Annotated in this window: 9 protein-coding genes and 1 tRNA gene; 1 reads left to right on the top strand and 9 read right to left on the bottom strand. The window is 66.6% G+C overall.

What is annotated here, in order from left to right:
- Positions 1-70: 70 nt before the first annotated feature.
- Positions 71-1,327 (top strand): sialidase family protein, encoded by a 1,257-nt coding sequence (locus ACK6C6_RS00425; protein WP_409265341.1) that lies wholly within the window; start codon positions 71-73, stop codon positions 1,325-1,327.
- 6 nt (positions 1,328-1,333) lie between these two features.
- Here the strand turns inward: ACK6C6_RS00425 and ACK6C6_RS00420 are convergent, their stop codons facing one another.
- The 9 genes from ACK6C6_RS00420 to ACK6C6_RS00380 all read right to left on the bottom strand — a co-directional run bounded on the left by ACK6C6_RS00420 (position 1,334) and on the right by ACK6C6_RS00380 (position 14,079).
- Complete coding sequence (locus ACK6C6_RS00420; RefSeq protein WP_409265340.1) at positions 1,334-2,206, bottom strand: OB-fold protein; 873 nt, start codon at positions 2,204-2,206, stop codon at positions 1,334-1,336.
- Between the two features lie 260 nt (positions 2,207-2,466).
- Positions 2,467-2,540: transfer RNA gene (locus tag ACK6C6_RS00415), tRNA-Gly, on the bottom strand.
- A 103-nt stretch (positions 2,541-2,643) separates the two neighbouring features.
- Entirely contained in the window at positions 2,644-3,669 is a 1,026-nt protein-coding gene (locus ACK6C6_RS00410) for a TraB/GumN family protein (protein WP_209587134.1), read from the bottom strand.
- A gap of 84 nt (positions 3,670-3,753) precedes the next feature.
- Complete coding sequence (locus tag ACK6C6_RS00405) at positions 3,754-5,793, bottom strand: methyl-accepting chemotaxis protein (RefSeq protein ID WP_409265338.1); 2,040 nt, start codon at positions 5,791-5,793, stop codon at positions 3,754-3,756.
- Between the two features lie 15 nt (positions 5,794-5,808).
- Positions 5,809-6,603, bottom strand: a complete 795-nt coding sequence (locus ACK6C6_RS00400; RefSeq protein WP_409265337.1) for a TorF family putative porin — start codon at positions 6,601-6,603, stop codon at positions 5,809-5,811.
- Between the two features lie 177 nt (positions 6,604-6,780).
- Positions 6,781-8,277: a UdgX family uracil-DNA binding protein gene (locus ACK6C6_RS00395; protein WP_409265336.1), complete on the bottom strand. Its 1,497-nt coding sequence runs from the start codon at positions 8,275-8,277 to the stop codon at positions 6,781-6,783.
- Entirely contained in the window at positions 8,274-9,503 is a 1,230-nt protein-coding gene (locus ACK6C6_RS00390) for a putative DNA modification/repair radical SAM protein (RefSeq protein ID WP_409265335.1), read from the bottom strand. The genes ACK6C6_RS00395 and ACK6C6_RS00390 overlap by 4 nt, the downstream gene beginning before the upstream one ends.
- Before the next feature lie 157 nt (positions 9,504-9,660).
- The gene (locus ACK6C6_RS00385; RefSeq protein WP_409265334.1) at positions 9,661-12,420 is read right to left on the bottom strand and encodes a M16 family metallopeptidase; all 2,760 of its coding nucleotides are present in this window, start codon (positions 12,418-12,420) and stop codon (positions 9,661-9,663) included.
- Positions 12,421-12,534: 114 nt separating this feature from the next.
- On the bottom strand, positions 12,535-14,079 hold the full coding sequence (locus ACK6C6_RS00380; RefSeq protein WP_409265333.1) for a hypothetical protein: 1,545 nt from the start codon (positions 14,077-14,079) through the stop codon (positions 12,535-12,537).

Below are 14,079 nucleotides of genomic sequence, written 5' to 3'. Positions count from 1 at the left end.
CGAGTAGCATCGAGCATACCGCGCCGGCGCCGGGCGCGGCGCATTCCCTGCCGGCGCCTGGAGGAACCCTATGCGCCTTCACATTCGCACCCGCCTGCTCGTCATCGCCATGCTGCTGGCCTGCGTGCCGGTCCGGTCGGCGCCGGACCGCGATGCCATGTCCTGGCTGCCCGTGCAGGAAGTCGCCAGCGGTGGCGGCACCAAGGGTCCATGGCGCCAGAACGACTCGCAGTACGACTACGTGGACGACGGCACCCTCGCCTTCCTGCCCGGCGGCGGCCTGGCCGTGGCCTGGGTCGACCAGCGCCGCAAGGAAGTGCTGCTGCAGGTGCTCGGGGCAGATGGCCGCGCACGCGCCGCGCCGGTCGACGTGTCGCGCAGTCCCGCCACCTTTTCCTGGATGCCACGCATCGCGGCGGGTGGCCCGGACACGCTGCACCTGCTCTGGCAGGAGATCATCTTCTCGGGCGGATCGCATGGCGGGGACATCCTGTATGCGCGCTCGTTCGATGGCGGCCGCAGCTTTTCCGAGCCCGTGAACCTGTCCGCATCGCCCGGAGGCGACGGCAAGGGGCGCCTGGATCGCGAAACCTGGTCGAACGGCAGCCTGGACCTGGCGGTGGGCGCGGACGGCAAGGTGTATGCGGCGTGGACCGAGTACGACGGCGCCCTGTGGCTGGCGCGCTCGCGCGACGGCGGGCGCAGTTTCACGCCGCCGCAGCGGATCGCCGGCGACGACAAGCGCCCGGCGCGTGGCCCGTCGCTTGCGCTCGGCGGCGGCAAGGTCTGGCTGGCATGGACGGTGGGCGAGGATCCGGATGCCGACATCCGCGTGAGCAGCTCGCTGGACGACGGCGTGAGCTTCGCGCCGCCGGTCCTGGTCGGCGCCAAGGCAGCGCGGGCCGATGCGCCGCGCCTGGCGTTTGATCGCGACGGGCGGCTGCATCTCGTCTATATGGAGCAGGCAGGGAAGCAGCCGGCGGCGATCCGCCATGTTCGCTCCGACGGCCTCGAGCTGGCGTTCGGCACGCCGCGCACCCTGTCCACGCGCGGTGAAGCGGCGATGGCGCCGCAGCTGGCGACCGATGCGCGCGGCCGCGTGCATGTCGCCTGGGAGTCGGCGCAGGGGCTGCGCTACAGCCGGGATGGCGGCGCCCCGGTCACTGTACCGCACAGTGGACCGGGTGCGGGAGCACGCCAGGGCAGCCAGCAAGGCCTGCTCGGCAAGAAGCTGGCGGCCGGTGATGGCATGGTCGCGCTGGTCAACAGCAGCCTCACCCAGGCACGCGGCAGCCGGGTGTGGCTGATGCGAGGCAGTCCGCGCTGATTGGGATTAACCTGAGAGCCGGCAATCCGCCAGTGCTACGCCACCAACGACGCCTTTCTTGACCACACCTTTTACGGTCACGACGTCTCCTTTGGAAATCTGTGCAGCCGCGTCCATCGCTTCCTTGTCCTTGATGTCGCATTGCACACTGTCCTGCCATCCGCGCTGGTCCGGGTCCTTCTTCACCCCTTCGAGCATGAGGAATGCATGTGCATCCGAACCAGTTATGTTCAGCACGCGCCCTTTGACCTGCAGGGTCTTGCCGGTATACGTCCTTTCGAAGGCGAAGGTATTCTTCTGGTATTTCGTCGCTGCCTCGAGGGCGCTCATCGCGGCGAAGATGTTGAGGTCGACCGTTGGTCCCTTCGGCCAGAAAGTATTCTCGAGCAGTTCGATCTGTTGGCTATTCGCGCCGGCGTCCAGTTTAAGCAGCGCTATCGCGTGCCTGGCGTCCAGTATGGTGTCATCGGTGACCATGCCGGCACGGTGATAGTTCAATGCCGCTATCCCGAGCAGGCTGCCAACCTGCTGTTTTGCCAAAGCCATCGGCGTAGCCTTCTGGTTCAACGCGCATGCCGCCTCGTATTTCGCTTGCAGCTTTGCGCGCGTCGCTGCATCCAGGAATTTACCGGTCCTTTGTGCCAACGCGATTTCATTCGTTCTATCCTGATTCAAGCTGCACGCGAATTTCGTAGCGGTGTATTTGGAATCGCTTGCGAGGACACGCATGATATCGTCGGTCGGCGCATCTTCAGCACCGCCCTCCTTGGAGGGAGATAGCTTCGCATCCTGTTGAACGGCCGCGGGTCCGGCTGCAATCTTCTGAATCGTCCCCAACAAATCCAGGAGCGGGTTGGGCTGCTGGGCAGCGGCATGCATCGGGGTGAGGATTCCAGCAGAAAGGACCGCCGCGTAAAGGTAGAAACTGGTATTTCGCACAAATCAACCTATATAAACTGTAGACATCGAGACAAAAAATATTTCCCAATGGTAACTTACATAGGGCGAGGTGCCAATGTATTCGACTTACATGTCGCAATTTGGCAATACTGGCGGGAAAAATGAACCGGGTGGGAATGTCAAAGAGTACTGCGAAGAATTGTGGATCAATGAACGTGGCCGATTGCGCACTACGTCATTGGAGCGGGTGAAGGGAATCGAACCCTCGTCTTAAGCTTGGGAAGCTCCTGCTCTACCATTGAGCTACACCCGCGTTGCCTGCATTCTACGCGCGTTTGCCGCGCTTTGACAATTCTTCAATGCCGCGCGAAGCCGGCGCCTGGCCTGCTTTCGCGCTGCATCAAACCTGCTGCAGCCTACTCCGGCTGCTCCACCGTATAGCCCTTCGCCGCCAGCGCCGCCATCAGTCCCTTCGGATCGAGCAGGTCCTTCATCGACAGCACCGCGAAGGTCGAGGCGTTCTTCGCCAGCGCGGCCTCCGCATTGGCAAGCCACATGGCGCGATGGCGCTCTTCCGCCCCCTGGAAGGCCGGATGGTCACGCAAGACAGCGCTGTTGCGGATCGCGTTGCTGCAGCTTTCCTGCTCGTTGAAATCGAGCTTGCGGATGGCGTCGATGTCGCCCTTGGCCCAGGCGTTGGCGCGCACGCGCATCGCATCGATATCGGTTTCCAGGCGTTTCAAGGTGTTCGAGAAGCAGGCGACGTCGTCGAGCTGCGATTTCTTGAAGTCCTTGATCAGCTGGCGCGGGTTGTCGATCTTCACTTCATTGACCGTCCGGGTCACCTTGAGCTTCTTCTGGTCGACGATCTTCTCGACCTGCTTGCGCACATCGGTGCTGTTGGTCAGGCCGGCCTGCTTCAGCGCGGCGCTGAACAGCTCATTGGCCACGAAGATCGGCCGGTCGCGCTCATTGTTCTTGGGCAGGTATTTTTCCTTGAGCGGCAGCCAGCGCGCGTAGACCTCGGCCGGGAGCACGTCATGCAGCGTGGCGTCGTCCGGGTTCCTGTTGACGCCGATGAGGCTGGGCAGCGCCAACGCCATCTTGAAGTAGGACGCCTCGACCTTGGTGACCGGCGGCGCCAGGTATTCCTGCGAGCGGCCAATCACCGCTTCGACCTCGTGCGAGCGCCAATCCATCTTGACCGGCAGCGGAGAATAGGTCCCGAAGATCCACAGCACGTGCTCGTCCTTCGAGACCTTCCACATGCCCGGACCGGGCTTCTGGCCGACCACCAGGATCTGTTCGGGCGCGGCCGGCGCCTCGTCGCTTGACGCGGCGCTCGTTGCCGCAGGCGCCGCGGCCGGATCGGCGGTCTGGGCAAACGACGGCGCTGCGCACAAGGCCAGGCACAGGGCCGGCAGGATTGCAAATTTCAGCATCAGGACACCTTTGTTGTTGGTTGTCCGTCAAGCTTAGCCCTGCAATATGAACCGGAACTTAACAGGCTTGGGCTACCCTCTTTTTCATGCCGCCTGCATGAGGCGCTTGGGGACGGGAGCCGCCAGCGTCGACCGCGCGGCCAGCTGCGGCTCGCTGTCCTCGAGCTTGAACTCGCCCACCAGCGCCACCAGTGTCGCCGCCTGCTGCTGCAGGCTTTCCGCCGCGGCGGCCGCCTCCTCGACCAGGGCCGCGTTCTGCTGGGTTACGCCGTCCATCTGCACGATGGCCTGGTTGACCTGGCCGATGCCGGAGCTCTGCTCCGCGCTGGCCGCGCTGATCTCGGCGACGATGTCGCTGACGCGGCGCACGCTCGACACGACTTCGTTCATCGTCTTGCCCGCTTCCTCTACCAGCATGGTGCCCATGCTGACCTTGTCGACCGAGTCGCCGATCAGGGTCTTGATCTCCTTGGCGGCGGCGGCGCTGCGCTGCGCCAGGTTGCGCACCTCGGTCGCCACCACCGCGAAGCCGCGGCCCTGTTCGCCCGCGCGCGCCGCTTCCACGGCGGCGTTGAGCGCCAGGATGTTGGTCTGGAAGGCGATGCCGTCGATGACGCCGATGATGTCCACCACCTTCTTCGAGGCGTCGCTGATCGAGGCCATGGTGCCGACCACCTGGGACACGACTTCGCCGCCGCGCGTGGCGACCTCGCTCGCCGATTCGGCCAGCTGGTTGGCCTGGCGCGCGTTGTCGGCGTTCTGCTTCACGGTACCGTTCAGCTCTTCCATCGAGGCCGCGGTTTCCTCGAGCGCACCGGCCTGCTGTTCGGTGCGCACCGACAGGTCGGCGTTCCCCTGGCGGATCTCGCTGGATGCCACCGCCACGGCGTCGGAGCTGCTGCGCACGCGCGCCAGCACGTCCTGGATCTTGGCCACGAAGACGTTGAAGCCGCGGGCGATGTCGGCCAGTTCGTCGTTGCCCTTGACGGCCAGGCGTGCGCTCAGGTCGGCGTTACCGCCGGCCAGGTCGGTCATCGCCTGGCCCAGCACACGCAGCGGACGGGTCAGGCGGCGCAGGACCGTCACCATCACCAGCGCGGCGGCCGCCGCGCACAGTACGGCGACCAGCGCCGCATAAGCGGCCAGCTCGCGCGCCGGGGCGGTCGTCACGCTTTGCGGGAAAGCCAGTGAAATGGCCCATGGCGCCATGTTCTTGCTGACCTGCAGCGGCTGCAGCACGTGCACGATGCCCTTGTCATCGAGGTACTCGTAGGGCTTGCCCTGCTTGACCGCTTCCAGCGCGGCAGCGGGCAGGTCCTCCGCTTTCTTGCCGTTGCGGGAGGTGTCCATGTGGCTGGCGTACATGCCGCCGTTCGAGATCAGCGCCAGCGTACCCTTGTCCATGATTTTCATGTTGGCCAGCATCGTGCCGAGACCGGTGAGGGGGAAGTCGCCGGTGAAGGTGCCCTTGAACTGGCCGTCCACCATGATCGGCGCCGCCAGCGTGGCGATCGCCTCGTCCTTGCCGTTGATCCGGTACAGGTAAGGCTCGGTGAAGTGGGCCCGGCCGGTCGCCTTCGGCACGTCGTACCAGTCGTTGCCGCCCGGGGTGGTGACGAACACGATCGGCTCGACGTTGACCTTGCCTTGCGGGCTGCGCGTCCAGTAAGGCATGTAGCGGCCGGTGGCGTCGTACAGCGGCGCCTGGCCGGCAAACTCGGCATCCTTGCCGTCCAGCGCGTCCGGTTCATAAGCGGCCGAACTACCGATGAAGTCTTCCGAACCCACCAGGGTGGCGCGCACCAGGTCGGCGACCTGGGTGCGCGTCAGCGCCTGCCCGCCCGCTTGGGTCGAGGCCAGCACGGTGGCCGCGCTTTCCAGCGTCGCCAGGTTCGATGCAATGCGGCTCTCGAGCATTGCCGACGCCTGCAGGGTCAGCGTCCGCGCCTGGCGCATCGCGGCTTCCTCGGCGCTCTGGCTGTTCTTGACCGCGATAAAGCTCGATGTCACGCCCAGGCTGGCCACCACCAGCAGGGTGGCGGTGACGCAGATCTTGGCGCTCAGGGACAGGGAAAAACGGCGCGATGCATGCTGTGCTTGATGCGCTGCCTGGTGCTTGTTCATGGTCGTCTCTCGTTCTCAGAAGGTGCGGGCGACGCTCGCGGCGAACGTGCCCTTGGCAGGATTCGAATAGGCGACGGCGCCGTCGCCGCGCGGCACGCCCGTCGTGTAGTGCTTGTAGGCATCGGTGGCGCCCCATGCGCGGGTCCAGGCCGCGGCGATGCTCCAGCCGCCGTCGAAGGTTCTGGTGACACCCGCCTTTGCATCGCGCCAGTCCCAGATGGCATTGCCCTCGCCCGCCACGCGTCCGTCGCCGACGTGCAGGTTGAGCACGTAGCCGCCGCCCAGGTCATGATTCAGGCCGACGTCGAGGTAGCCGGTGCCGCGCGCGTTCGTGATGCCGAAGAAGTCGCGCGACACCGTGCGGTAGTACTTCGCGTAGAAGGATTGGTAGCCCAGGCCGGGCACGACTTCGGTGTAGTCGTATTTGGTGCCGGTGGCGCCGATGCGTGCTCCCGGATAGCGGTAGTGCATGAGGTTCAGGCTGACGCCCAGCGGCCCGAGCGTGCCGGCGTAGCCGCCGTACAGGTCCCATTCGACGCGGCCGCCCTCGATGAAGCGGTCGCTGACGGTCGAGGTCCAGGTGCCGAGCGACCAGCCGCTCGGGTGCGCGTAGTCGATGCCCGCCTGCAGCGCGGGGCGGCCCCAGGTCTGGCGCATGCCGCGCGAGACGTATTGCGAGCTCAGGGTGACCGTGGTGGTGATCGGAAGCGTGGCCGACGGCGAAGCGCTGGTGGCGTCATCGCCGGCCTGGGCGGGCATGGCCGCCACTACCAGGCAAGCCGGCAACAGCAGGAAAAAGGGGGAAGTCATGGTGGTCTCGTCGTTATCCGGCGAAGGCCCACATGAGGTCCTCCGCTCACTCAGCAATTAATGCCGTACGGAAATTCTACGAGAGATTGTGAATATTCACGAAAATGTGGCGTGTTCGATAACGGGATTTTTCACCCATCTGAGTCGCCGGCGCAACATTCGGTAAATCCGATAGATTTACTCCGGCTCCGGCAGGTCGGGCCGCTCGAGCAGTTCCTGCGCCAGCTTCAGGCCCTTGACCATGACCGAAAAGGCTTCGTGCTTGGACGCTTCGTCCGGCACCCGCAGCACGTACGAGGGGTGGTAGATGGTCACCAGCCAGCAGCCGTCGATGCGGACCGGCTTGCCGAGAAAGTCCTTCAGCGCCACCGTGCCCTTGCGCATGACGGACTTGAGCGCCGTCGCGCCCATGGCCACGATCACCTTCGGCTTCACGGCCGCCAGCTCCTTCTCCAGCCAATAGTGGCAGGCCTCGATCTCGCGCTGGACCGGGGTCTTGTGCAGGCGGCGCTTGCCGCGCGGTTCCCACTTGAAGTGCTTGACGGCGTTGGTGAGGTAGATGGCCTTGCGGTCGACCTCGGCCTGGGCGAACACCTGGTCGAGGAGTTTACCGGCCGGGCCGACAAAGGGTTTGCCGGCCAGGTCTTCCTGGTCGCCCGGCTGCTCGCCGACGATCATGATGGGCGAGCGTTTCGAACCTTCGCCGCCGACCGCCTGGGTGGCGTACTGCCACAGCTCGCAGCGCCGGCACTCGTCGAGTTTCGACGGCTGCTCGCGGTCCGGCTGCGCGGCTTCGGCGCTGATCGGGATGGTGGCGCCGCTCTTGCGGCCCACCGCCTCGACCTGCCCGATCTTGCGCGCCCCGAGTTCGGCCTGGCTCACCAGCGAAGGCACGATCGCGCCTTCCGGCAGGTTCTTCCAGAAGCGCGAAGGGATGTGGCTCTGCATCAGCTGGGCGTTGACGCGCGCCGGGTTGAAGATGCTGCGGTAATAGGTGAGCCAGAGCGCCTCGCCGGCGTCATCCAGCTCGGCCGCGCTCGACATGAGGGGCCCGGTATTGTGCAGGGTGTGGCCGTCCCACAGCACGCTGGCCTCGGGCGTGGCGATCATCCAGCTGACCTTGCCCATGCGGGCCACGAAGTGTTCGGCCACCTGGGGCAGCACGTCGTGGCGCGGCTCGAACCAGGCGACGAAGCGCGGGTCGCCCGCATCGAGCGGACGCTCGCGGAATCGGATGTAGGCATGCATGTCGTGCTCCTCGCGGCGCACCGCCTTGACCATGCCGTGCAGGCGGCTGCCGTCCGGATCGGCGGGCGACTGCACATCGTGCTCGCCATGCGTCCAGCGCCACAGCACGCGGTACAGGAAAGCCCAGCGGTCCGGGGCGCGGAAGCACGCGGCTTTCTGCAGCATCTCCAGCAGCGATCGCGGCACGCGTGCGGCCGGCGGTCCTGGCGATTGCGCTTCTTGCAATCGGGTGCCGCCATTATCGATCGGCCCGGGCACGGCCGGCGCACCCGAGAACAGGTCGCTGCCGTCTGGCGTGCCCCAGCTGGCCGCCTCGGGCGGCACGCCGGCCTTGAGCAGCGCACGCGCCGCGTCGCGCCATTCGGCAAAGCTGTGCACCGCCGGCGGCTGGCCGCCCGTTCCAGCGCTGGCGGCGGCGTCGTTCATGCCGCCTGCAGTTCCGGCCACAGGTTCATCTGCTCGGGCGCGTCGGCCAGGTGGCGCCGGAGGAGGTGGGAACTGGCCGCGCCTTGAACCGGCTTGTAGTCGGCCGTGACGATGAAGGGCGCCAGCTTCTTCATGCTGCAGCGCAGGCGCGACAGGTCTTCCCAGCGGATGCGGCGGATGCGGCGCAGCTCCACGATGCGCTTGGCGTTGCGGATGCCGATGCCGGGCACGCGCGCGATCATGGTTTCGTCGGCGCGGTTCAGGTCCATCGGAAAATGCTCGCGGTTGGCGAGCGCCCAACCCAGCTTGGGGTCGACGTCGAGCGCCAGGTTGCCGGATTGGGGCATCAGCTCGCCTGCGGTAAAGCCGTAGCCGCGCAGCAGGAAGTCGGCCTGGTACAGGCGGTGCTCGCGCAGCAGCGGCGGCGGAGCCGCCGGCACGCTCTTCGGGCTTTGCGGAATCGGGCTGAAGGCCGAGTAGTACACGCGCTTGAGTTTATAACTGCCGTAGAGCGTTTCGGCGGTGTTCAGGATGGTGTGGTCGTCGCTGGCGTCGGCGCCGACGATCATTTGCGTGCTCTGCCCCGCCGGCGCGAAGTTCGGCGCCTTCGGTTCCTCCGCCTTTTCATCGAGCTTGCGGCGGATCGAGCCCATCGCCAGCTTGATGGTGTGGACGTTCTTTTCCGGCGCGAGGCGGGTCACGCTGTCGTGGGTCGGCAGCTCGATATTCACCGACAGGCGGTCCGCCCAGCGCCCCGCCTCTTCGATGAGGAGCGGGTCGGCGTCGGGAATGGTCTTGAGGTGGATGTAGCCGCGGAACTTGTGTACTTCTCGCAGCTGGCGCGCCACCGCCACCAGCTGCTCCATGGTGTAGTCGGCCGACTGGATGATGCCCGAGCTCAGGAACAGGCCGTCGATGTAGTTGCGGACGTAGAAATCATGGGTGAGCTTGACCACCTCTTCGACCGAGAAGCGCGCGCGCGGCACGTTGGAGCTGCGCCGGTTGATGCAGTACTGGCAGTCGTAGATGCAGAAGTTGGTGAGCAGGATCTTGAGCAGCGAGACGCAGCGGCCGTCCGGGGTATAGCTGTGGCAGATGCCCATGCCGGTGGTGGCGCCGAAGCCGTCCTTGTCCTCGGACGAACGTTTCGGCGCGCCACTGCTGGCGCAGGACGCGTCGTATTTCGCGGCGTCGGCCAGGATTTCCAGTTTGTCGTTGAGTTCCATCGCACGCATTGAACTGTATGGGCATACAGTATACTATCGCGCGCGTATGAACAGGCGAGCCGGGTCAACTGTGCACGCCGATTGGCGGTTCAAAGCTGGGACGATACGAAAAAAAGCCCGGTCACGAGACCGGGCTTTCCGTTACAGCAAGCTCAGATCAACGAATCGGCTTGCCGTCCGCATCCACCACGCTCACCTCGCCCCAACCGAGCGAGCGCACGCCCGCCTCGATCTTGCGCAGGTCGCCGATCACCATCCACACGGCCTCGTCCGGCTTGATGAACTTGGACGATGCGCTTGCGAGCTGCTCCGGCTTGAGCGCGCGCACGTTCGACGCATACTTGGTCCAGTAGTCGTCCGCCAGGCCCAGGTTGACGGCGTCCAGGCCTGCCGCCTCGAGCGCCGCGAGGGTGGAAAAGCGGCCCGGCAGGCGCGAGGTCATGTTGCGCATGATGCTCTCGTACTCGGCGCCCACCAGCGGACGCTCGCCCGCCACGCCGCGCAGCTCCTTCTGGACCTCGCGCATGGCCTCGACCGTCTTGTCGGTCTGCACCGGCGCGATGATGTAGAACGGACGCTGGCCGCGCACGTCCGGCAGGCGGGCCTGGGTGCCGTAGCTCCAGTGCTTGTCCAGGCGCAGGTTGCGGTTCAGGCGCGAGGTCGCGATGCCGCCGAAGTTGGTCATCACCGGCTCCATCGCCAGGTCTTCCGGCTGGCCGTTGGCCTGCGACACGTGGGTCGCGACGATGGTCGACTGCGGCGCGTCCGGCTTGTCCACCAGGATCAGGCGCTTGCCCCGGGTCGCCGGCACGGTGGCCATCTGCTTGGCCGGGGCGCTGCCCTGCTGCCACTTGCCGAAGCTCGCTTCCAGCGCCGGCAGCAGCTTGTCCATGGTGGTGTCGCCGGCGACGATGATGGTGGCGCTGCCCGGCTTGAACCAGGTGCCGTGCCATGCCATCAGGTCGTCGCGGCTCAGGCTTTGCACGCTGCCTTCGAAACCGGAGGCCGGCTTGCCGTAGGCATGCTCGGCTCCGTACAGCAGCGACGGGATCAGGCGCAGGGCCAGGCTGTTCGGCTGGGCCTTTTCCTGGCCGATGGCGGCGATGCGGCGGCTCTTCGACAGCGCGAACTGGTCTTGCGGGAAGCTCGGGGTCAAGGCGGCTTCGGCCATCAGGGCCAGCGAAGGCGTCAGGTTGGCGCTGGTCGCCTGCAGGCGCACCAGCGACTGGTCCTGGGAGGTGCCGGTGCTCAGGCGCGCGCCCAGGTTTTCCAGCGCGTCCGACAGCGCGAAGGCGTCACGGTTTTTCGTGCCCTTGTCCAGCAGGTCCAGCGCCAGCGACGCGGCGCCGGCCTTGGCGGCGGTGTCGGAAGCCGCGCCGGCATCGACCGCCAGCGAGACGTTGACGATCGGGGCGGTATGACGTTCGAGCAGCACGACCTTCAGGCCGTTCTTCAGCTGGGCGCGCTGCAGCGCCGGGAACTTGACGTCCGGCGCGTCGCCCAGCGCGGGCAGCTGCTTGCGGTCCAGGGTCGACTTGGTGGCGGCCAGCTTGGCCGAAGGGCGCACCGTCATGGTGTAGTGGTTGGCGCGCAGCCAGCGGTTGGCGGCGGTCTTGACGTCCGCCGGGGTGCTGGTGGCGAACAGCTCGAGACGGTCGAGGTAGGCGTCCGGCTTGCCGCCGTAGGTCTGGCTCTCGGCCAGCACGTCGTTGCGGCCGCCCATGCCGCCCACGCGCTCCAGGCTGCGGGCGAAATCGGCCAGGTCGCGGGTCTTCACGCGTTTCAGTTCAGCCTCGGTCGGGCCCTTGTCGAGCAGCTCGGTCACCACGCGCTCCATCTCGCGCTCGACCTCGAGCGGATCGACGCCCGGCTTGACGGTGACTGACAGGTTAAAGGTGCCGCCCAGTTCCGCGTCGTTCACGTAGGCCGACACGCCGGTGGCCATGCCCTTCTCGTACACCAGGCGCTTGTCCAGGCGCGCGTTCTTCGAGCCGGCCAGCACGCCGGCCAGCAGGTTCAGGCGCTGGGTGTCGGCATCCTTCCACGAAGAGGTATGCCAGCTGCGGTAGATGCGCACCTGCGGCACATGGTCTTCCATCTCGTCGCGGATGTTGCGGTCCAGCTGGGGGATCCATTTCTCGGTGCGCGGCAGCGGCGGGCCCGGCGGGATCGCGCCGAAGTACTTGTTTACCAGCTCATAGGCGCGTTCCGGCGTGATGTCGCCGGCTAGCGAGATCACCGCGTTGTTCGGGCCGTAGTAGGTGCGGTACCACTCCTTGATGTCCTCCAGCGAGGCGGCCTGCAGGTCTTCCATGTAGCCGATGGTCGACCACGAGTAGGGGTGCGAGTACGGGTACATCTTGGCCGAGATTTCCATGCGCACGCGGCCATACGGCTGGTTCTCGCCCTGGCGCTTCTCGTTCTGCACCACGCCGCGCTCGCGCTCCAGCATCGCCTGCGAGATGTAGTTGCCCAGGAAGCCCATGCGGTCCGATTCCAGGAACAGGGTGCGCTCCAGGGCCGACACCGGCACGTCTTCGAAGAAGTTGGTGCGGTCGACGTTGGTGGTGCCGTTGCGGTTGTTCGCGCCGAGGTCGTCCATCGCCTCGCGGAAGCCGTGCGGGTAGTTCTCGGAACCGTTGAAGAAGAAGTGCTCGAACAGGTGGGCAAAGCCGGTCTTGCCGCGCTTCTCGTTGCGCGAACCGACGTGGTACCACATGTTCACGCCGACCACCGGCACGCTGTGGTCGGTGTGGACCAGCAGGGTCAGGCCGTTGGGCAGCACGAATTTCTTGTGGTCGATGCTGTAGGCCTTGCGGTCGAAGACGGTTTGCTTCGTGGCGGGTGCGGCGGCGTGGGAAGGCAGGGCTGCTGCGGCTGCGAGACCGAGCAGGAGGGGCAGTGCGAGTTTTTTCATGGCGTCTCGTGGACAGTTGTTGTATGTATGCGTCCCGTCCGTTCGGCGTCGGTTGGACGCGGGGTCGGCACAGCCGACCACCCTACAGGAAACGCCGGGCTTGCGCCAGAGGGCTCAGACGTAGCCTTGCGCCTGCGCCAGCAGCTGCGGCTCCATGCGCGCCGCGATCTTCTTCAGGTAGCCTGACGCGGCGGCCACGCCCGCCCCGCCCGCGCGCTGCAGCCAGGCATAGGCCTCGACCAGGTCGCGCTGCACGCCCTGCCCTGCCGAATACATCACGCCGAGGTTGAACTGGGCGCGCGCATGTCCCTGGCGCGCCGCGCACAGGTACCAGAAGTGGGCGGCTTCATAATCGCGCTCGATGCCCTTGCCGCAGTCGTGGCGCAGGCCCAGCTCGAACTGTGCCAGCGCGTGGCCCTGGTCGGCGGCCTTGTGGAACCAGTCGGTCGCCTCGCTTGGGTCGGCATGCTCGGCGCGGTCCAGCAGCACGCCTACCATGTACTGCGCCGGCGCGTAGTCCTGGTTCGCCGCGCGCCGGTACCACTCCAGCGCCTGTTGCTCGTCGCGCGCCACCCCCACCCCGCCCTCATAGCGCAGGCCGAGGTCGAACTGGGCGCGCAGGTGGCCCTGCTCGGCCGCCTTGCGGTACCAGTGGGCTGCCTGGGCAGGATCCTGCGGCACACCACTACCGGCGTCGAACAGCTGGCCGAGGTGGTACTGGGCCGAGGGCATGCCCTGCTCGGCGGCCTGGCGGTACCAGTGGGCCGCCTGGCTCGGGTCGGCCTCGACGCCCTGCCCGTGCTCGTAGCGCACGCCGAGGTTGTCCTGGGCGCCGGCATGGCCCTGGCTTGCCGCGCGGCGGTACCAGTGCAGCGCCAGCGCTTCGTCGCGCGGCACGCCGTGCCCGCTGTCGTAGATGAGGGCAAGATTGAACTGGGAACTGGCGTGCCCCTGTTCGGCGGCGCGGCCGTACCACAGGATCGCCAGCGCGCTGTCCTGCTCGAGGTCCTGCCCCTTGTCGTAGCGCAGGCCGAGGTTGAACTGGGCCGGCGCGTAGCCCTGCTCTGCGGCCTTGCGGAACCAGTCGACCGACTGTGCCCCGCTGGAGCGCAGGGCGAGGCTGAACTGCGAGCGCGCATAGCCCTGTTCCGCGGCGCGGCGGTACCACTCGGTGGCGGCATCCTGGTCCTGGGGCACGCCCTTGCCGGTCTCGTACATCATGCCGAGGTTGTGCTGCGCGCCCGGTTCGCCCTGGCCGGCGGCCTGGCTGAACCAGTGCAGGGCCTGCTGCACGTCGCTCGGCACGCCCTGGCCTTTCGCATACAGCCAGCCCAGGTTGTACTGCGCCGGCGCATAACCCTGTTCGGCGGCGCGGCGGTACCAGTAGGCCGCCTGGCCATAGTCCTGGCCGACGCCCTGCCCTTTTTGGTACATCACACCGAGGTTGTACTGCGCCAGCTCGAGGTCGGCGCTGGCCGCCATGCGGTACCAGGCCACCGCCAGTTCGTAGTTCTGGGGCACGCCCTGGCCGCTCGCGTACATGAAGCCCAGGCTGTGCTGGGCGCTCGGCACGCCGCGCTCGGCCATGCCCTTCACGCGCAGGAATTCCGCGGTGTGGCGACCTTCGATGTCGCCAGGCTGGGCAGGGATGTCGAGCAT

It is taken from the genome of Massilia sp. BHUDP2, from assembly GCF_046236355.1.
Taxonomy (GTDB): domain Bacteria; phylum Pseudomonadota; class Gammaproteobacteria; order Burkholderiales; family Burkholderiaceae_D; genus Telluria; species Telluria varians.
Note: the sequence above shows the minus strand (reverse complement) of the source record. Positions and strands in the feature narration are given on the sequence as shown.